The organism is Streptomyces sp. NPDC003635 (genome assembly GCF_053587635.1).
On record NZ_JBSFOK010000009.1, the window covers coordinates 107,612 to 126,727 of the forward strand.

Genomic DNA, 19,116 nt, shown 5'->3' on the forward strand with positions numbered 1-19,116 from the left:
GACCGGGGAGTGGCTCACTTGGCCGGCTACTTGCCGAAGGCGAGCATCAGCTTCTCCTTCGTCTCGTCGCTGCCGGACAGCCGCGTGGTCGACAGGTAGAAGCGGCCGTCGACCCAGTCGTAGGCCCCGGAGTAGAAGCTGTCCTCGATGTCGGCGGTGCCCGCCGGGTTCTGAAGGAGCTTCACCGGCTTGTGGTCGCTGCCCGTGGTCGCGATCGACACGACCTGGCCGCCCGTCTCCCAGCCCGGCTTGACGTAGGCGATGAGCTTTCCGCCCTCGACCTTCAGCGGCATCATCGACTCCTCGAGCGGCGACTTCACCCGCCACTTCTCCTTGCCGTTCGCCAGGCTGATCGCGACGATCTCGTTGGCGCCGGTGGTGGCCTCGGTGGGCAGGTAGAGCGTCTTGCCGTCGGAGGCCACGCCGGTGCAGCCCCGGAGGTCACGCTGGAGGACGGCCCAACCGCACTCCGGGGAGAAGCTCTCGTCGACGTCGACCTGCGAGGCGATGGTGCCGCCGGAGCCCAGCGTGGAGATGTTCCACGCGTTCTTGTCCTCGTTGGTGCTGTAGACCACGACCGGGTTCAGGGAGTAGATCTTCCCGACCCGCCAGCCCTTGTCGGGCTTCCAGGTCCACTTGACCTTGCCGGTCTTCGGGTCGAGTTCCTGGACCTCGTCGTGCTCGTTGTTGCCGCCCGCGCCGCAGGACGACACGGCGACCAGCTTCTCGCCGCCCGCGAATCCGGCCGGGAAGCAGGAGTCGCCGTACTTCTTCTTGTCCCACTTCTTCTTGCCGGTGCCGACGTCGTACGCCGTCCCGGACTGCGAGCGGCCCACCATCAGCGTGTCGCCCGTGATGGACAGTTCGATCTGGAGCGTGGAGTCGAAGAGTTCGCCGTCGGCGACCTCGGCCGTCCAGCCCTTCTCGCCCGTGTTCAGGTCGAGTTCCTGGAGCTGGTTGCACTCGGCGCGGTCGCTGCTGCCGCTCATGTACGCGATGACGACCTTGTCGTCGGCCGTCTTCTGCGGGGTGACCGCGCAGATCTTCTGCGGGAGCGTGAGCGCGTCCCAGGCCGGGGTGCCGTCGCCGACGCTGTAGGCGAAGACCTGCTTGTACGCCGCCTTCACCGCCGTCTTGTCGGTGATCCACATGCCGGGTGCGTCGGCGCCGGAACCGGGCGCGTCGGGCGCCGACTTGTACCAGAGCACCTTCGCCTCGCCGGCCTTGCGGCCCTCGTTGAGGTTCTCCGGGTCCTCGCCGCCGTCGCCGCTGCCGTCGCCGGGGTTGACCGGGTCGTCGGAGGCCTTGGGGTCGTCGCTCTTCTGCGCGACCGGCTTCTTCTTCTTGCCGCCGTCGTCGTCACCGCCGGCCACCGCGAACACCGTGCCGCCTATGACGAGCAGCGCCGCCACCGCGGCACCGATGACCAGCGCGGGCTTGCCCTTGAAGGGGTTGCGCGAACCGGACGGCGGGGTGGGCGCGCCCGGGTACTGGGGCTGGCCGGGGTACTGCGGCTGCGTCGGGTATCCATAACCGGGCTGCTGGCCGTACGGGCCGGGCTGCGGGGTCTGGCCGTAGGGGCCGGGGGCGGCCGGTGCGCCGTAGGGGCCGGGCTGGGCACCGTACGGGCCGGGCTGGGCGTACGGGCCCGGCTGCTGCTGCGGGTAGCCGTACCCGGGCTGCGGGGCGCCGGCCGGCGGGGTCTGTGGGGGCTGTGGGGGTGCCTGAGGCGGCTGGGCCGGGGGCTGTTGCGGCGGCTGCGGTGCGCCGAAACCTCCCTGCGGCGGCGGGTCCTGCGGCGCGCCGAAGCCGCCGTTCGGCGGCTGGTTGGGCGGCTGGCTCATCAGCGGTTTCCCCCTTGTGACCGATGTGGCGCCGCGCTCGGTGGCGCTGCGTTTCCGCCACACCCGTTGTTCTCAGACGGTTCTCAGACGGCCCTTTCTATCACTCGGGGCCGACAACCCACCGGGCCGGTCAACCCCTGTTCCCAAGGGACGACCGGCCCGTGATACCGCTGTTACGCGCCTTCACGCGCCCTTCACCACCGCTTACGCGTCCTCCGCCAGTTCCAGCCAGCGCAGCTCCAGTTCCTCGCGCTGGCCCGCCAACTCGCGCAGCTCCGCGTCCAGTTCCGCGACCTTCGCGAAGTCTGTGGCGTTCTCGGCGATTTGGGCGTGCAGCTTGGTCTCCTTCTCGGAGACCTTGTCCAGCTGACGCTCGATCTTCTGCAGCTCCTTCTTGGCGGCGCGCTGGTCGGCGGCGCTCTTCTCGGTCCGCTCGGAGGTCTTGTCGACGGCCGGGGCCGCGGCGGCGGCCGCCGCCTCCTCCATGCGGTGGCGCCGCTCGATGTACTCGTCGATCCCGCGCGGGAGCATCCGCAGGGTGGCGTCGCCGAGCAGGGCGAAGACCCGGTCCGTCGTCCGCTCCACGAAGAACCGGTCGTGGGAGATCACGATCATCGAGCCGGGCCAGCCGTCGAGCAGGTCCTCCAGCTGGGTCAGGGTCTCGATGTCGAGGTCGTTGGTGGGCTCGTCGAGGAAGAGCACGTTCGGCTCGTCCATGAGCAGACGCAGCAGCTGGAGCCGGCGGCGCTCACCACCGGACAGGTCACCGACCGGCGTCCACTGCTTCTCCTTGTTGAAGCCGAACGTCTCGCACAGCTGTCCGGCCGTCATCTCGCGCCCCTTGCCGAGGTCGACGCGCTCCCGCACCCGCTGCACGGCCTCCAGGACCCGCAGGTTCGGGTCGAGTTCGCCGACCTCCTGGGAGAGATAGGCGAGCTTGACGGTCCTGCCCACACCGATCCGGCCCCCCACGGGCTGCGCCTCGCCCTCCGTACGCGCCGCCTCGGCCATCGCCCGCAGCAGGGAGGTCTTGCCCGCGCCGTTGACGCCGACGAGGCCGATGCGGTCGCCCGGGCCGAGCTGCCAGGTGACGTGCTTGAGCAGCACCTTGGGCCCCGCCTGGACGGTCACGTCCTCCAGGTCGAAGACCGTCTTGCCGAGCCGGGACGAGGCGAACTTCATCAGCTCGCTGCTGTCCCGGGGCGGCGGCACGTCCTTGATCAGCTCGTTGGCGGCCTCCACGCGGAAGCGCGGCTTCGACGTCCGCGCGGGGGCGCCGCGGCGCAGCCAGGCCAGCTCCTTGCGGACGAGGTTCTGCCGCTTGGTCTCCTCGGTGGCCGCGATCCGCTCCCGCTCCGCGCGGGCGAAGACGTAGTCGGAGTAACCGCCCTCGTATTCGTAGACGTCGCCCTTCTGCACGTCCCACATCCGCGTGCAGACCTGGTCCAGGAACCAGCGGTCGTGGGTCACGCAGACCAGCGCGGAGCGGCGCTCGCGCAGGTGCTGGGCGAGCCAGGAGATGCCCTCGACGTCGAGGTGGTTGGTCGGCTCGTCGAGGACGATCAGGTCCTGCTCCTCGATGAGCAGCTTGGCGAGCGCGATACGGCGGCGCTCACCGCCGGAGAGCGGGGCGATGACGGTGTCCAGGCCCTGCGGGAAGCCGGGCAGGTCGAGGCCGCCGAAGAGGCCGGTCAGCACATCCCTGATCTTGGCGTTGCCCGCCCACTCGTGGTCGGCCATGTCCCGGATGACCTCGTGCCGCACGGTCGCGGCCGGGTCCAGGGAGTCGTGCTGGGTGAGGACGCCGAGGCGCAGTCCGCCGGAGTGCGTGACCCGGCCGGTGTCGGCCTCCTCCTGCTTGGCGAGCATCCGGATCAGGGTCGTCTTGCCGTCGCCGTTGCGGCCGACCACCCCGATCCGATCCCCTTCGGAGACGCCGAGGGAGACACCGTCGAGCAGGGCACGGGTGCCGTACACCTTGCTGACGTTCTCGACATTGACCAGATTGACGGCCATTTCTCTCCTGCCCAGGGGGATCGATCGACCCTCCAGGGTAGTCGGCGGGCGCGGGCCGCGGACGCGGTGTCCGGCGACGCCCTCAGGCGGAGATCACGGTGGCGCCCGGCGCGGGCCCCGTGGCCACGCGTACGGCACGGCAGGTGCCGGACGAGCGCAGCGCCTCGGCCACCTTGGCCGCCGACTCCGGGTCCCGCGCCAGGAACGCCGTCGTCGGTCCGGAACCGGAGACCAGTCCGGCGAGCGCCCCGGCCGCCCGCCCGGCGGCGAGGGTGTCGGCCAGCTCGGGGAAGAGGGAGAGCGCGGCGGGCTGGAGGTCGTTGGAGACGGCCGCGGCGAGCGCGTCCGGGTCGCCCTCGGCCAGCGCCCCGAGGAGTTCCTCGGAGGCGACGGGTTCGGGGATGTCCAGCCCCTCGGCCAGCCGGTCGAACTCACGGAACACGGCGGGCGTCGACAGCCCGCGGGAGGCCATCGCGAACACCCAGTGGAAGGCCCCGCCGGTCTCCAGCGCGCGCAGCTTCTCGCCCCGCCCGGTGCCGAGCGCGGCCCCGCCCACCAGGCTGAACGGCACGTCGCTGCCCAGCTCGGCACAGATGTCGAGCAGTTCCTCTCGGGAGGCCCGTGTGCCCCACAGCGTGTCGCAGGCGAGCAGGGCGCCCGCGCCGTCCGCGCTGCCGCCCGCCATGCCGCCGGCGACGGGGATGTCCTTGCTGATGTGCAGATGCACGTCCGCGCTGATGCCGTACCGCGCGGCGAGCGCCTCGGCGGCGCGCACGGCGAGGTTCGTGCCGTCGAGGGGGACCTGGGCGGCGTCGGGCCCCTCGCAGGTGACCCGCGGGCCGCCCGCCGACGTGGTCGCGGTGACCTCGTCGTACAGGCCGACCGCGAGGAAGACGTTGGCCAGGTCGTGGAAGCCGTCGGGGCGGGCCGCGCCCACCCCGAGCTGGACGTTCACCTTGGCGGGGACGCGTACGGTGACGCTCACTGACCGGTCTCCTTGTGCTCCGCGATCCGCGCGAACTCCTCGACCGTCAGGGACTCCCCGCGTGCCTGCGGCGAGACGCCCGCCGCGACGAGCGCCGCCTCGGCGGCCGGGGCGGAACCGGCCCACCCGGCGAGCGCGGCCCTGAGCGTCTTGCGCCGCTGCGCGAACGCGGCGTCGACGACGGCGAACACCTCCTGCTTGGAGGCGGTGGTGTTGATCGGCTCGGTCCGGCGGACCAGGGACACCAGACCGCTGTCGACGTTCGGCGCCGGCCAGAAGACATTGCGGCCGATGGCGCCGGCCCGCTTGACCTCGGCGTACCAGTTCGCCTTCACGGACGGCACGCCGTACACCTTCGAGCCGGGCGCAGCGGCGAGCCGGTCGGCGACCTCGGCCTGCACCATCACGAGCGTGCGCTCGATGCTGGGGAAGGTGGCGAGCATGTGCAGCAGCACCGGTACGGCGACGTTGTACGGCAGGTTCGCCACCAGGGCGGTCGGGGCGGGGCCCGGCAGCTCGGTCACGTGCATGGCGTCGGAGTGGACCAGCGCGAACCGCTCGGCGCGCTCCGGCATCCGGGCCGCGACGGTGGCGGGCAGGGCGCCCGCCAGGACGTCATCGATCTCGACGGCGGTGACCCGGTCGGCCACCTCCAGCAGCGCGAGGGTGAGCGAGCCGAGCCCAGGTCCGACCTCCACGACGACGTCCTCGGGCCGCACGTCAGCGGTACGGACGATGCGCCGCACGGTGTTCGCGTCGATCACGAAGTTCTGGCCGCGCTGCTTGGTGGGCCGTACACCGAGCACCTCCGCGAGCTCACGGACGTCGGCGGGGCCCAGAAGGGCGTCGGGGGCGGGGCTGGTGCTCACGGGACAAGGGTACGGGCCGCGGGCGGGCGCCCCTCACCCGTCCAGCCGCGTCCCGCAGTGCGGCCAGGGGCTCGCTCCCCGCTGCACGTACAGCTTCTTCGCGCGGAGGGTCTGCTCCGCGGGCGGGGCGTCCTGGGGGCGACCGCTTCCGCCGAGGCTCCGCCAGGTCTGCGTGTCGAACTGGTAGAGGCCGCCGTACGTCCCCGAGGGGTCCACCGCGCCGGGGCGGCCGCCCGACTCGCATGCCGCGAGCCCCTGCCAGTCCAGATGGTCGGCGCCCTGCACGGAGGTCGGCATGGGCTTCGTGCCCACCTTCACCACCTGGGCGCGCGGCTCGCGCACGACCTCCGTCCGGATCCGCCGCGGCTTCTGCCGGACGCCGTTGACCGTGACCAGGGAGTAGGTGATCCGGCGCAGCCCGGACTGTCCGGCGCGCTCGACGACCTCCGTGCCCCGGAACAGCGAGGGATCCTCGGTGCGCGAGACGTCGAAGGGGATCTCCTCCTCGCGGACCTCCTCGGTGCCGGTGATCCGCAGCACGGTGACCGTCTGTCCGTCCCGCGGGAAGCTGTCGGCCGGGACGGAGGTGGTGTCCTGCCCGCGCAGGGTGATCCCGGCCTCCTCGACCACCTCTCCCACGGTCGCCGCGTTCGTGCGCACGGTGCGGGCCCTGCCGTCCGCCATGACCGTCACCGAGCGCTCGGTCCGCACGTCCAGCGCGATACCGGCGCGCCCGATCCGCAGGGAGCGCGCGGCGGACAGGTACGCCCCCTCCGCGCGCACCCCCCACTGCGCGAGCGCCTCCTCCACCGTGCGCCCCGTCGTCCACACCTCGTGGCGCTGACCGTCGAGGGTGAGCCGGACCGGGCGCCCGTACCGCACCTCGATCTCGTCGCCGCTGGTGAGCTCCGTACCGGGGGCGGGCGTGACCACGTCGTGCGCCCCCACCTCCACGCCTTCCTGCGCGAGCAGCTCGGTCACGTCGTCGGCGAAGGTGTGCAGGGTGCGCGGCCGGCCGTCGACACTGAGCTCGATCGCCTTGTCCTTGGCGACGAAGGCGGAGGTGCCGCCCGCGAGGAACGCGACGACCAGCGCCTGCGGCAGCAGCCGGCGCACGGGGCGGTCCACGCCCCCGGCGTACCGCGGCTTCCTGCGGCGCGCGCCCCGCCGGCCGCCGGCTGCGCGCGCACCGGACGCGAGCGCCCCCTCGGCCTGCGCCGCCTCCTCGTACGCCGGCCGGTACGTGTCCACGTACGCCGACTCCAGGGCGGCGGCTCCGGCGACCACCCCGTACCCCCACGTCTCCGCGCTGTGCAGATCACCGGGGGGCGCGTCGAGGCCGCCGTACGCCACCGGCGCCTCGTACGTCTCGTACTGCGAGTTGCTGCTCAACGTCGGCACGCTCCAGAGGGCCAGAGGGGTCCCGATCGGGCCCCCAGAACCTAGCGGAGCGAGTGTCACTCTCCAAAGCGACGCGACTACATGATGTGACCGAGCAAGGGCCGGGCCCCCGGTGCGGAACCGGCCCTCAGTAGCCGAAGGCGCGTGCCGTGTTCGCGCCGAGCGCCGTCGCCAGCACGTCCTCGTCGATGCCGCGCACCGCGGCCATCGCGCGCACCGTGACCGGAATGAGATAGGGGGCGTTGGGCCGTCCGCGGTAGGGCGCCGGGGTCAGGAAGGGCGCGTCGGTCTCCACCAGGAGCAGTTCCAGCGGAGCCACGGCCACCGCGTCCCGCAGGTTCTGGGCGTTCTTGAAGGTGACGTTGCCGGCGAAGGACATGAAGTATCCGGCGCGGGCGCAGATCTCCGCCATCTCGCCGTCGCCGGAGTAGCAGTGGAAGACGGTCCGCTCGGGGGCGCCCTGCTCCTTCAGCACCCGCAGCACGTCCGCGTGGGCGTCGCGGTCGTGGATGACCAGCGCCTTGCCGTGCCGTTTGGCGATCTCGATGTGGGCGCGGAAGGAGCGCTCCTGCGCCTCCTTGCCCTCGTCGCCGGTCCGGAAGTAGTCCAGGCCCGTCTCGCCGACGGCCTTCACGTGCGCCAGCGCGGCCAGCCGGTCGATCTCGGCGAGCGCCGCGTCGAGCCCGGCGTCCCCGCCCGGCTCGCGCGCCCCCTGCCGGGACCAGCCGTCGGGGTCGCCGTGGACGATGCGCGGAGCCTCGTTGGGATGCAGGGCGACGGCCGCGTGGACGCTGTCGTGCGCCGCCGCCGTGTCCGCCGCCCACTGCGAGCCGCGGACGTCGCAACCGACCTGCACGACGGTCGTCACGCCGACCGACGCCGCCTTCGCCAGCGCCTCCTCCACCGTCCCGGACTGCATGTCGAGGTGGGTGTGGGAGTCGGCGACCGGTACCCGGAGGGGCTCCGGGAGCGGCGGCGCCGCGTTCTTGTCGCGGTCGCTGGAGCTGGAGGAAGGCATGCCCCGATCCTACGAAAGGGGCACGCCCCGCATTCAGCTCGCCCTGTGCTGGAAGGGGTGCAGGAGATGGGACAGCTGCCAGTGGTGCCGCTCCTCGTGCGGCCCGTGCGCCCGCTCCGCGTCCCGCGCCGACGAGACCTGACCCGCGCGCAGGAGCCGTACGACATGCCCGTCGCAGTTCTGGCACGTCGGCCGGCTCAGCGGCGAGGGGACGACCTTGCCGTCCGCCACGTACCGGACGAACTCCTGCCCGTCGGCGTCCGTGTGGTGCTCGATCTCGTACGACTGTTCCCAGCCGTGCCCGCAGCGCATGCAGGCGAAGGAATACGACTCGTGGACGACGGGGGTCGCCGCGGCGCCGAGACGGGTATGCCCTGCGATCTCACTCATACCGGCTCCCTGGGGGTCCGCTGGTGGGGCGCCTCACGCCCCTCACGCTCAGTGGACTCCCCCCGCCGGGTCGAAAGCACGTGAACTGTGCAGTGTTGGCACCGCCTTGGACGTTCCTTGCCGAAACGCCCGGACCGCTTTACCCCGGCATGGCGAGCGGCTCCGAGAAGGTCAGCGGCTCTTCGCCGCCACCACCGCGTCGAACACCACCCGCTTCGGCAGCCCCGCCTCCACCGCGACCGCCGCGATGGCCTCCTTGCGCCGCTCCCCCGCCTCCTCGCGCGCCCGCACCCGGGCGACCAGCTCCTCGGGCCCGATCTCCTCGGGCCCCTTCTCCGGCGCGCCCTCGACGACGACGGTGATCTCCCCGCGCACGCCCTCGGCCGCCCACTGCGCGAGCTCGCCCAGCGGGCCGCGCTTGACCTCCTCGTACGTCTTGGTCAGCTCCCGGCACACCGCGGCCCGCCGCTCGGGCCCGAACGCCTCGGCCATCGCGGCGAGGGTGTCGTCGAGCCGGTGCGGGGCCTCGAAGTAGACGAGCGTGCGCCGCTCCTCGGCGACCTCCCGCAGCCGCGAGAGCCGCTCACCGGCCTTGCGCGGCAGGAACCCCTCGAAGCAGAACCGGTCCACGGGCAGCCCGGACAGCGCGAGCGCCGTCAGGACGGCGGAGGGGCCGGGTACGGCGGTGACCTTGATGTCCTTCTCGACGGCCGCCGCGACCAGCCGGTACCCGGGATCGGACACCGACGGCATGCCCGCGTCCGTGACGAGCAGCACGCGCGCGCCGCCGAGCAGTTCGTCGACGAGTTCGGGCGTACGGGCGGACTCGTTGCCCTCGAAGTACGACACCACCCGGCCCTTGGGGGTGACGCCCAGCGCCTGGGTCAGCCGGCGCAGCCGCCGGGTGTCCTCGGCGGCGATGACGTCCGCGCCGGCCAGCTCCTCGGCCAGCCTCGGCGGGGCGTCCGCGATGTCGCCGATCGGGGTGCCTGCCAAAACAAGGGTTCCTGTCACGTTTCCATCCTCGCAGGCGCCATGCGCGGGACTCCCACAGAAGGGTTCCCTACGATGGCGCGGTGACCAGTACAGCCTCGTCCATGGACTCCACGGACACCCGGCAGGGCAAGGCGCCGCACGACCAGCGGCCCTCGTGGCAGCAGCGGCTGCGCCGCTTCGGATACACGGCGGGGCCCAGAACCGACGTCCGCGACCGCCTGGTGCCGCCGTACGTACGGCCCGGCACGCGCGTGTGGACGCTGATCGGCCTGCCGCCGACGCTCACCGAGCGGCTGGTGCGCTGGTCGGGCTGGGGCGGTCCGCTCCTGGTCACGCTGTTCGCGGGCGTGCTGCGGTTCTGGAACCTGGGCAGCCCGAAGGCGGTGATATTCGATGAGACGTACTACGCCAAGGACGCGTGGGCGCTTGTCCACCGCGGCTTCGAGGTCAACTGGGACAAGAACGCCAACGACCTGGTGCTGTCCCTGGGCGACAAGGTCGACATCCCCTCGGACGCGGCGTACGTCGTGCATCCGCCGGTCGGCAAGTACGTCATCGGGCTCGGCGAGCTGATCTTCGGCTTCGATCCGTTCGGCTGGCGGTTCATGACCGCCCTGCTCGGCACGCTGTCGGTGCTGATGCTGTGCCGGATCGGCCGCCGGATCTTCCGCTCGACCTTCCTCGGCTGTCTCGCGGGCGCGCTGATGGCGGTGGACGGGCTGCACTTCGTGATGAGCCGGACCGCTCTGCTCGACGGCGTGCTGATGTTCTTCGTGCTGGCCGCGTTCTGCTGTCTCGTCGTCGACCGCGACAAGGCGCGCGAGCGGCTGGCGGCGGCGCTGCCCGCGGACGCGGACGGCCGGGTCCGCCCCGACGCGCACATCGCCGAGACCCTCTCCCTGGGGTGGCGTCCGTGGCGCTGGGCGGCGGGCCTGATGCTGGGCCTGGCCATCGGTACCAAGTGGAACGGCCTGTACTTCCTGGCCGCGTTCGGCCTGCTCACGGTCCTGTGGGACGTCGGCTCGCGCCGGGTGGCGGGCGCCCGCCACCCCCATCTCGCGGTGCTCAAGCGCGACCTGGGCCTGGCCTTCGTCGCCACCGTGCCGGTGGCGATCGTCACGTACATCGCGTCCTGGACGGGCTGGATCCTCTCCGCCACGGACGGCTCCGGCGGCTACTACCGCAACTGGGCCGCCACCGACGGCAAACACAGCGACTGGTCGTGGCTGTTCCCGGACTGGTGGCGCAGCCTGTGGCACTACGAGCACCAGGTGTACGACTTCCATGTCGGCCTGAGCTCCCCGCACACCTACGAGTCCAACCCCTGGAGCTGGATCGTCACCGGCCGCCCGGTGTCGTACTTCTACGAGTCCCCCGCGCCCGGCAAGGACGGCTGCCCGGCCGACGCGGGCGAGAAGTGCGCGCGCGAGGTGCTCGCGATCGGCACGCCCCTGCTGTGGTGGGTGGCCTGCTTCGCCCTGCTGTACGTGCTGTGGCGCTGGTTCTTCCGGCGCGACTGGCGCGCGGGCGCCATCGCCTGTGCCGTCGTGGCCGGTTATCTGCCCTGGTTCTTCTTCCAGGAGCGGACGATCTTCTTCTTCTACGCCGTCGTGTTCCTGCCCTTCCTGTGCCTGGCCGTCGCGATGCTGCTCGGCGCGATCGTCGGACCACCGGGATCGAGCGAGACCCGCCGGGTCGCGGGGGCGACCGGAGCGGGCGTCCTGGTGCTGCTGATCGCCTGGAACTTCATCTACTTCTGGCCGCTGTACACCGGCACCTCGATCCCGATGGACGACTGGCGTTCACGGATGTGGCTGGATACCTGGGTCTAACGATCGGGAAACTCCCGGCTCCCTTGTCACACCCTCCCCCTACAGTGCGAAGGACCAACGGGGAAACGGGGAGGGGACAGCCCAATGGGCAAGGGGGTGAAGGCCGCCGTCATCGGCGGAGTGTTCGCGGTGATGGTGGGCGGTGCCGGGTACGGCGCCTACAACATCGTGTCCGCGGTCAGCGGTGACGGAGGCGGACCGGCGGCCGTGCAGACCGGGCCGCCGAGCGGGGACGAGGTCGAGGAGACCTCGGGGAAGTTCTTCGCGGCCTGGGAGAAGGGCCAGGCGGCCGAGGCGGCCTCGTACACGGACTTCGCGCAGTCCGCCGAGCCGCTGCTGACCGCGTACGGCGAGAGCGCGCACATCACCGACGTGCGGATCACGCCGGGGAAGGCGAACGGCGGGGTCGTGCCCTTCTCGGTCGCGGCGAAGGTGTCGTACGAGGGGAAGACGAAACCGCTGCGGTACGACAGCGAGCTGAAGGTGGTGCGCGGGAAGAGTTCCGGGCGGGCGCTGGTCGACTGGGACCCGGCCGTGGTCCATCCGGAGCTGAAGAAGGACGACACCCTGGTCACCGGCGCGTCGGCGAGCCCGCCCATCGAGGCCGTGGACCGCGACGGGCAGGTGCTGACGAAGGCGAAGTACCCCTCGCTCGGGCCGGTCCTGGACACCCTGCGCGAGCGGTACGGCGACAAGGCCGGCGGCTCGCCCGGCGTCGAGCTGGTGATCCGGCACGCGGCCGAGGGCGTCGCCGACACCCCGCTGCTCACGCTCGCCGAGGGCAGGCCGGGCAAGCTGCGCACCACGCTCAGCGCGGGTGTGCAGGCGGCGGCCGAGAAGGCGGTCGAGCAGTACGCCGAGTCCTCCGTCGTCGCCGTCAAGCCGAGCACGGGCGAGGTGCTGGCGGTGGCCAACCACCGCGAGGACGCCTTCAACGCCGCCTTCGAGGGGCGCGTCGCGCCCGGCTCCACGATGAAGATCGTCACCGCGGCCATGCTCATCGACAACGGTGTCGCCTCGATGAACAGCCCCGCGCCCTGCCCGGACACGGCGACCTGGCAGAGCCAGACCTTCAAGAACCTGCCGGGCCTGGCGGCCAACGAGAGCGCCACCCTGGCCGACACCTTCATGCGGTCCTGCAACACCGGCTTCATCAAGCTCGTCGACGAGGAGCCGCTGACCGACGCCTCGCTCATGGCGGAGTCGCAGGAGCGGTTCGGGCTCGGCAAGGACAACTGGAAGACCGGCGTCAGCTCCTTCGACGGCAGCGTGCCCGCCTCCGCGGGCCCGGACCGGGCGGCCAACGCCATCGGCCAGGGCCAGGTCCAGATGAGCCCGCTGAACATGGCGTCCGTCACGGCCACCGCGATCACGGGCACCTTCCGGCAGCCGTATCTCGTCTCCCCCGACCTGGACGGCCGCGAACTGGCCACCGCCCAGGGCCTGTCGGCGAACACCGCGTCCCAGCTCAAGCAGATGATGCGGCTCACCGCGACCCAGGGCACGGCCCAACAGGTGATGTCCGGGCTCGGCGGCGACATAGGCGCCAAGACCGGCTCCGCCGAGGTCGACGGCGAGGCCGCCAACAGCTGGTTCACCGGCTTCCGCAACGACGTCGCCGCCTCGGCGATGAGCGTCTCGGGCGGCCGGGGCGGCGAGGCGGCGGGCCCGATCGTGCGGGCCGTGCTGGCGGCGGGCGGCTGACGCGACCCGCGCGGGACATACGGCCCGCGCGCGCCGGGGGTGGCTGAGATCACGCGCTCAGGACGGGACTCTAGGGTGGTGCCGTCGTTGGATGGTCGAGGGCAACGGGGACCCTGGGGAATTCGCGGAGGAGCGAAGGCTGTGGGCAAGAGAAGGCGCGTCGCCGAGCGACGGAGGACGAGTCCCGCCGTACTGGCCGGCGGGGCGGTCGCCGTGGTCGTCGTCGCGGGCGCCGGGATCGCCGGCTGGGCGCTGTACGGCGGCGCCGGGGACCGTACGCAGAACGCGGCCGCCAACGAGAAGGCGGACCCGGTCAGGACCGGCCCGCTCTCCGCGAAGGAGGTCGCCACCGCGTCCCGGGCCTTCCTCACCGCCTGGCAGCGGGGCGACACCGCCGGGGCCGCCGCGGCCACGGACGACGCGGCGGCCGCGAAGAAGCTGCTCACCGGCTACACCAAGGACGCCCGTGTCACGGGCGTCACGCTGACCGCCGGCACCCCGGCCGGCGCCAAGGTCCCCTTCGCCGTCAAGGGCACGGTGACGTACGAGAAGCTGAGCGAGCCGCTGGCCTACGACAGCGCGCTGACCGTCGTCCGGCGCGAGGGCGACGGCGAGCCGGTCGTCCAGTGGCACCCCTCCGTCCTCCACCCCGATCTCAAGGACGGCGACAGGCTGGTCACCGGGGAGTCCGGGACCCCGCCGGTGAGGGCGCTCGACCGGGACGGCGGGGTGCTGACGGCCGCGAAGTACCCCTCGCTGGGCACGGTCCTGGACGGGCTGCGCGAGAAGTACGGCAAGACGGCGGGCGGCAAGGCGGGCATCGAGCTGCGGGTACTGCGCGGCAAGGGCTCCAAGTCGGCGGACAAGACGCTGCTGGAGCTCAGCGAGGGCACGCCGGGCACGGTGAAGACGACGCTGAACCCGACCCTCCAGGCCGCGGCCGAGGAGCAGGTCGCCAAGAAGGCCCGCTCCTCCGTGGTGGTGCTGCGTCCCTCGACCGGCGAGATCCTGGCCGTGGCCAACGCCTCCAAGGGCTTCAACACCGCCTTCCAGGGCTCCCTGGCGCCCGGCTCCACGATGAAGGTCGTCACCTCCTCGCTGCTGATCGAGAAGGGGCTCGCGTCGGCGAACGAGGCGCACCCGTGCCCGAAGTACTTCACCTACGGCGGCTGGAAGTTCCAGAACGACGACAAGTTCCTGATCAAGGGCGGCACCTTCAAGGCGAGCTTCGCCCGTTCCTGCAACACCGCCTTCATCAGCCAGGCGCCCGAGCTCGACGACGACAGCCTGACCGAGCAGGCCCAGCAGGTCTTCGGACTCGGCCTGAACAACTGGTCCGTGGGCGTCTCCACCTTCGACGGCGCGGTCCCGGTGCAGTCGAAGGCGCAGATGGCGGCCGAGCTGATCGGGCAGGGCGGGGTGCGCATGAACCCGCTGAACATGGCGTCGGTCTCGGCGACCGTGAAGTCGGGCGTCTTCCACCAGCCCTACCTGGTCTCCCCCGACGTGGACGGCCGCGAGCTGGCGACCGCCGCGCGCACGATGTCCGCCGGCACGCTGTCCCAGCTGCGCGAGCTGATGGCCTACACGGCGGCCTACGGTACGGCGGCCGAGGCGATGTCCGGGGTCGGCGGGGACGTCGGGGCGAAGACCGGCTCGGCGGAGGTCGACGGGCAGAAGAAGCCGAACGGCTGGTTCACCGCTTACCGGGGCGACCTCGCCGCGGCCGGTGTCGTCCAGGCGAGCGGTCACGGCGGCGAGACGGCGGGGCCGATCGTGGCGGCGCTGCTGAAGCTGGGGGGCTGAGGCCGGGGCCTGGTCCCGGGCGGGCTCGGTGCCGGGCGGGTTCAGCCGCGTACGGGTTCGGCCGCGGCTATGTAGGTACGGCGCAGGAAGCGCAGCAGTGCCTTGCTGTCGAACTGCACGACCGAGACGCCCTGCGCGGAGTGGAACTCCACCACCGCCTGCACCCGGCCGCACGGCCAGACCCGTATCTCACCGCTGCCCGCCGGGGCGCGCAGGCCCTGTTCCAGCAGAGACCGGTCGCATGTCCATTCGTGCGCCCCGGGCAGCCCGAACCGCACCGCGCGGGGATCCAGATCGGGGTCGTAGCGAAGGACCACGGGGACGGCGTCGCGGTCCTCCTGCACGCGGACGTCGGTGTCCGTGACGATGTGGGCTCGCGCGTACTGCTCGACTACGGACATCGGAAGGCCCCTTACGCTCAGCGACCTGTATGGAAGCCGTAAATCCGCTTCCTCTCCAATGTCGCATATTTCGCGCCGGGCGCTTCCTGGACCGGAGACCTTGCGCCGGTTCTTTTCGGTCACACGCTCTTGCAAACCGTTCGCAACAAGCCACTATCATCGAACGGTGCATGTGCCTGACGGATTCATAGACGCCCCCACCTCGGTCGCGACCGGAGCGGTCGCCGCGGCCGCGGTCGCCGTGAGCCTGCGCGGCGCGCGCCGCGAGCTCGACGAACGCACCGCGCCGCTGGCCGGCCTGGTGGCCGCGTTCATCTTCGCGGTGCAGATGCTGAACTTCCCCGTCGCGGCGGGGACCAGCGGCCACCTGCTCGGCGGCGCCCTCGCCGCGATCCTTGTCGGCCCCTACACCGGCGTGCTGTGCGTGTCGGTGGTCCTGCTGATGCAGGGCATCCTCTTCGCGGACGGCGGTCTGACCGCGCTCGGCGTGAACATCACCAACATGGCGGTCGTGACGACGGTCGTGGCCTACGGCCTCTTCCGCGGCCTGGTGAAGATCCTGCCGCGCACCCGCCGCTCGGTGACCGTCGCGTCCTTCGTCGCCGCGCTGGTCTCGGTGCCGTCGGCGGCGCTCGCCTTCACGCTGATGTACGCGATCGGCGGCACCACCGATGTCTCGATCGGCAAGGTCGCGGGCGCGATGGTCGGCGTCCACGTCCTGATCGGCATCGGCGAGGCGGCGATCACGGCGCTGACGGTGGGCGCGGTGATCGCGGTGCGCCCGGATCTCGTGTACGGCGCGCGCGACCTGCGACAGCGTCTGCGGCTGCGGGTCAACGGCGAGCTGGTCGACGCGCCGGCGAGCGACGAGGAACGCGCGGGTGCGCGCACGGCGCCCGTCGCGGCGCGCGCCTCCCGTCGCGCGCTGTGGATCACCGGTCTGGTCACCTCGCTCGTCCTCGCCGGCTTCGTCAGCTTCTACGCCTCCGCCGACCCGGACGGCCTGGAGAAGGTCGCCGCCGACAACGGCATCGACCGGAAGACCGAGGAGCACGCCTCCGCCGATTCTCCGCTGGCGGACTACGGCGTGCGGGACGTGGACGACGCCCGCCTGTCCGGGGGGCTGGCGGGCGTCATCGGCGTCGGGGTCACGGTCGTCGCGGGGAGCGCGGTGTTCTGGGCCGTGCGCCGGCGGCGTACGGCGGAGGACGCCTCGTCGGGCGCGTCCGGCTCGTCCGCCTCGCCCGCGGGCTCGGGCGTCTGACGTGGGCGCCGGGCACGCGCACCGGCTGTACCGGCACGGGCACTCGCCCGTGCACGGTCTGCCGCCGCACACCAAGCTCGCCGCCACGTTCGCGTTCGTGGTGGTCGTGGTGTCGACCCCGCGCGAGGCGATGTGGGCGTTCGGGCTGTACGCCGTCCTGCTCGCGGTCGTCGCCTCCGTCGCGCGCGTGCCCGCCGGTTTCCTGCTCAAGCGGCTGCTGATCGAGGTGCCGTTCGTCGCGTTCGCGGTGCTGATGCCGTTCGTGGCGGAGGGCGAACGGGTCGACGTCCTCGGTGTGTCCCTGAGCGTCAGCGGCCTGTGGGGCGCGTGGAACGTGCTCGCCAAGGGCACCCTCGGCGTCGCCGCCTCCGTGCTGCTCGCCTCCACGACCGAACTGCGTGAACTCCTGCTGGGCCTCCAGCGCCTGAAGCTCCCGCCGCTGCTGGTGCAGATCGCGTCCTTCATGATCCGCTACGGCGATGTCATCACCGACGAGATGCGGCGCATGCGGATCGCGCGTGAGTCGCGCGGGTTCGAGGCGCGCGGCGTACGGCACTGGGGGGTGCTCGCGAAGTCGGCGGGCGCGCTGTTCATCCGCTCCTACGAGCGCGGCGAGCGCGTCCACCTGGCGATGGTCAGCCGCGGGTACGCCGGTGCCATGCCGGTCATCGACGAGGTGACCGCGTCCCGGGCGCAGTGGACCTACGCGCTCGCCCTCCCCTTCGCCGCCCTCGTCGTATGTCTGCTGGGATGGACGCTGTGACTGCTTCCCTGGAGGTCTCCGGCCTCGCCTTCGCCTACCCCGACGGCCACCAGGCCCTGTTCGGCGTGGACTTCTCCATCGGGCGCGGCGAACGGGTCGCGCTGCTCGGCCCGAACGGCGCCGGCAAGACGACGCTCGTGCTGCACCTCAACGGCATCCTCACCGGCGGCACCGGCACGGTGAAGGTCGCGGGGCTGCCCGTGGAGCGCGCGCACATGGCGGAGATCCGGCGCAAGGTCGGCATCGTCTTCCAGGACCCGGACGACCAGCTCTTCATGCCGACGGTCCGCGAGGACGTGGCGTTCGGTCCGGCGGCGGCCGGGCTGAAGGGGGCCGAGCTGGAGGAGCGGGTGGACCGGGCGCTGGCCCAGGTCGGCATGGCGGAGTTCAAGGAACGACCGCCGCACCATCTGTCGTTCGGGCAGCGCCGCCGGGTGGCGGTGGCGACCGTGCTGGCCATGGAGCCGGAGATCCTGGTCCTGGACGAGCCGTCCTCCAACCTGGACCCCGCGTCACGGCGGGAACTGGCCGACATCCTGCGCTCCTTGGACGTGACGGTCCTGATGGTCACGCACGATCTGCCGTACGCCCTGGAGCTGTGCTCGCGGTCGCTGGTCCTCAGCGAGGGCGTGATCGCCGCGGACGGCAGGACGGGCGAACTGCTCGCGGACGAGGAGCTGATGCGCGCGCACCGGCTCGAGCTGCCCTTCGGCTTCGACCCGCGTTCGGTGCCGGCGGCGCCGGGCCGTCCGTGACAATGGGCGCGTGAGAGACGACGAGAACGGTCGCGCCGCCGGGTCGCTGGTGCTCGACGAGCAGCTGTGCTTCGCGCTGTACGCCGCCCAGCGCGCGGTGACGGCCGCGTACCGTCCGCTGCTCGACGAGCTCGGTCTCACGTATCCCCAGTATCTGGTCCTGCTGGTGCTGTGGGAGCGGGGCGAGACGACGGTGAAGGAGCTGGCGGGGGCGCTGCGGCTGGACTACGGCACGGTGTCGCCGTTGCTCAAGCGGCTGGAAGGCGCGGGGCTCGTGCGCCGGGAGCGCGCGACGGGCGACGAGCGTTCGGTGCTCGTGGCGTGCACGGGGCGCGCGGAGGAACTCAGGGAGCGCGCGGCGCGCGTACCCGGTGCCCTGCTCGCGGCGACCGAGCTCGACGGGCCCGAGGTGGCGCGGTTGCGCGAGGAGCTGTGGCGGCTCACGGAGAAGGCGCAGGCGGCAGCGGACCGCGCACGCTGATCTTCACGCGCCCCCCTCCCGCGCGCCGGGCGTTACCCGCGGTTGCCACCCCCTGCCCGCACCCCCACCCATACCGGCCAGTACCTTGTGCACGATGTACTCGTGCACAAGCAAATCCGGGGGAGGCCGACCATGAGCGAGGACACCGCTGTCGACACCCGTCCCACAAAGATCATGTACGTCGCGGAGGCCACCGCGCACGGCGGCCGGGACGGCTATGTGACCAGCCAGGACGGGCAGATCGAGCTGAAGGTGGCGATGCCGCCGGAACTCGGCGGCGACGGCAACGGCACCAACCCCGAACAGCTCTTCGCGGCCGGGTACAGCTCCTGCTTCCACAACGCCCTGATCCTCGTCGGCAACCGCGAGGGCTACGACCTGACCGGCTCCACGGTCGCCGCGAAGGTCGGCATCGGCCCCAACAAGCACCGCGGCTACGGCCTCGCGGTGGCGCTGAGCGTGTCCCTCCCGGTCCTCGACGCGGACCTCGCGGCGAAGCTGGTGGACGCGGCGCACGACGTCTGCCCCTACTCGAACGCCACCCGCGGGAACATCGACGTGACCATCGTGCTTGGGTGAAGGAGAGGCACC

At 72.0% G+C, this 19,116-nt stretch carries 17 protein-coding genes; 8 read left to right on the forward strand and 9 right to left on the reverse strand.

Translation table 11 applies throughout. The features are described 5' to 3' along the window. Positions 1–26: 26 nt before the first annotated feature. The 8 genes from ACWDRW_RS11680 to rsmI form a co-directional block, all read right to left on the reverse strand. Positions 27–1,844 (reverse strand): outer membrane protein assembly factor BamB family protein, encoded by a 1,818-nt coding sequence (locus ACWDRW_RS11680; protein ID WP_451722272.1) that lies wholly within the window; start codon positions 1,842–1,844, stop codon positions 27–29. A 204-nt stretch (positions 1,845–2,048) separates the two neighbouring features. Beyond that, entirely contained in the window at positions 2,049–3,860 is a 1,812-nt protein-coding gene (locus ACWDRW_RS11685) for an ABC-F family ATP-binding cassette domain-containing protein (protein ID WP_451722274.1), read from the reverse strand. Positions 3,861–3,942: 82 nt separating this feature from the next. Then, positions 3,943–4,845, reverse strand: a complete 903-nt coding sequence (locus ACWDRW_RS11690; protein ID WP_451722276.1) for a 4-(cytidine 5'-diphospho)-2-C-methyl-D-erythritol kinase — start codon at positions 4,843–4,845, stop codon at positions 3,943–3,945. Further along, complete coding sequence (gene rsmA / locus ACWDRW_RS11695; protein ID WP_451722278.1) at positions 4,842–5,714, reverse strand: 16S rRNA (adenine(1518)-N(6)/adenine(1519)-N(6))-dimethyltransferase RsmA; 873 nt, start codon at positions 5,712–5,714, stop codon at positions 4,842–4,844. The genes ACWDRW_RS11690 and rsmA overlap by 4 nt, the downstream gene beginning before the upstream one ends. A 33-nt stretch (positions 5,715–5,747) precedes the next feature. Further along, positions 5,748–7,106: a ubiquitin-like domain-containing protein gene (locus ACWDRW_RS11700; RefSeq protein WP_451722279.1), complete on the reverse strand. Its 1,359-nt coding sequence runs from the start codon at positions 7,104–7,106 to the stop codon at positions 5,748–5,750. A 136-nt stretch (positions 7,107–7,242) separates the two neighbouring features. After that, positions 7,243–8,133 (reverse strand): TatD family hydrolase, encoded by an 891-nt coding sequence (locus ACWDRW_RS11705; protein ID WP_451722280.1) that lies wholly within the window; start codon positions 8,131–8,133, stop codon positions 7,243–7,245. Between the two features lie 33 nt (positions 8,134–8,166). Continuing rightward, positions 8,167–8,523, reverse strand: coding sequence for a hypothetical protein (locus ACWDRW_RS11710; protein ID WP_451722281.1), 357 nt, complete (start codon positions 8,521–8,523; stop codon positions 8,167–8,169). A gap of 171 nt (positions 8,524–8,694) precedes the next feature. Continuing rightward, positions 8,695–9,537, reverse strand: coding sequence for a 16S rRNA (cytidine(1402)-2'-O)-methyltransferase (gene rsmI / locus ACWDRW_RS11715; RefSeq protein WP_451722282.1), 843 nt, complete (start codon positions 9,535–9,537; stop codon positions 8,695–8,697). Between the two features lie 62 nt (positions 9,538–9,599). On the opposite strand from rsmI, the gene ACWDRW_RS11720 reads away from it, so the two are divergent. From ACWDRW_RS11720 to ACWDRW_RS11730, 3 genes are all read left to right on the forward strand, one after another. Continuing rightward, positions 9,600–11,351, forward strand: a complete 1,752-nt coding sequence (locus ACWDRW_RS11720; protein WP_451722284.1) for a dolichyl-phosphate-mannose--protein mannosyltransferase — start codon at positions 9,600–9,602, stop codon at positions 11,349–11,351. A gap of 84 nt (positions 11,352–11,435) precedes the next feature. Further along, positions 11,436–13,055 carry a penicillin-binding transpeptidase domain-containing protein gene (locus ACWDRW_RS11725; protein WP_451722286.1) on the forward strand — a complete coding sequence of 540 codons (1,620 nt, stop codon included), beginning with the start codon at positions 11,436–11,438 and terminating at the stop codon, positions 13,053–13,055. 141 nt (positions 13,056–13,196) lie between these two features. After that, positions 13,197–14,861, forward strand: a complete 1,665-nt coding sequence (locus tag ACWDRW_RS11730) for a penicillin-binding transpeptidase domain-containing protein (RefSeq protein WP_451722287.1) — start codon at positions 13,197–13,199, stop codon at positions 14,859–14,861. A 41-nt stretch (positions 14,862–14,902) separates the two neighbouring features. Here the strand turns inward: ACWDRW_RS11730 and ACWDRW_RS11735 are convergent, their stop codons facing one another. Next, entirely contained in the window at positions 14,903–15,262 is a 360-nt protein-coding gene (locus tag ACWDRW_RS11735; protein WP_451722288.1) for an SsgA family sporulation/cell division regulator, read from the reverse strand. A gap of 166 nt (positions 15,263–15,428) precedes the next feature. Here ACWDRW_RS11735 and ACWDRW_RS11740 point away from each other — a divergent pair, with 166 nt between their 5' ends. The 5 genes from ACWDRW_RS11740 to ACWDRW_RS11760 all read left to right on the forward strand — a co-directional run bounded on the left by ACWDRW_RS11740 (position 15,429) and on the right by ACWDRW_RS11760 (position 19,104). Further along, entirely contained in the window at positions 15,429–16,526 is a 1,098-nt protein-coding gene (locus tag ACWDRW_RS11740; RefSeq protein WP_451722289.1) for an energy-coupling factor ABC transporter permease, read from the forward strand. A gap of 1 nt (position 16,527) precedes the next feature. Next, positions 16,528–17,289 (forward strand): cobalt ECF transporter T component CbiQ, encoded by a 762-nt coding sequence (gene cbiQ / locus ACWDRW_RS11745; protein WP_451722291.1) that lies wholly within the window; start codon positions 16,528–16,530, stop codon positions 17,287–17,289. After that, positions 17,277–18,044 carry an energy-coupling factor ABC transporter ATP-binding protein gene (locus ACWDRW_RS11750; RefSeq protein WP_451722293.1) on the forward strand — a complete coding sequence of 256 codons (768 nt, stop codon included), beginning with the start codon at positions 17,277–17,279 and terminating at the stop codon, positions 18,042–18,044. The genes cbiQ and ACWDRW_RS11750 overlap by 13 nt, the downstream gene beginning before the upstream one ends. A gap of 10 nt (positions 18,045–18,054) precedes the next feature. Further along, a complete protein-coding gene (locus ACWDRW_RS11755; RefSeq protein ID WP_451722295.1) occupies positions 18,055–18,525 on the forward strand; it encodes a MarR family winged helix-turn-helix transcriptional regulator in 471 nt (156 codons plus the stop codon). A gap of 132 nt (positions 18,526–18,657) precedes the next feature. After that, complete coding sequence (locus ACWDRW_RS11760) at positions 18,658–19,104, forward strand: organic hydroperoxide resistance protein (protein WP_451722296.1); 447 nt, start codon at positions 18,658–18,660, stop codon at positions 19,102–19,104. The last annotated feature ends 12 nt before the right edge of the window (positions 19,105–19,116 follow it).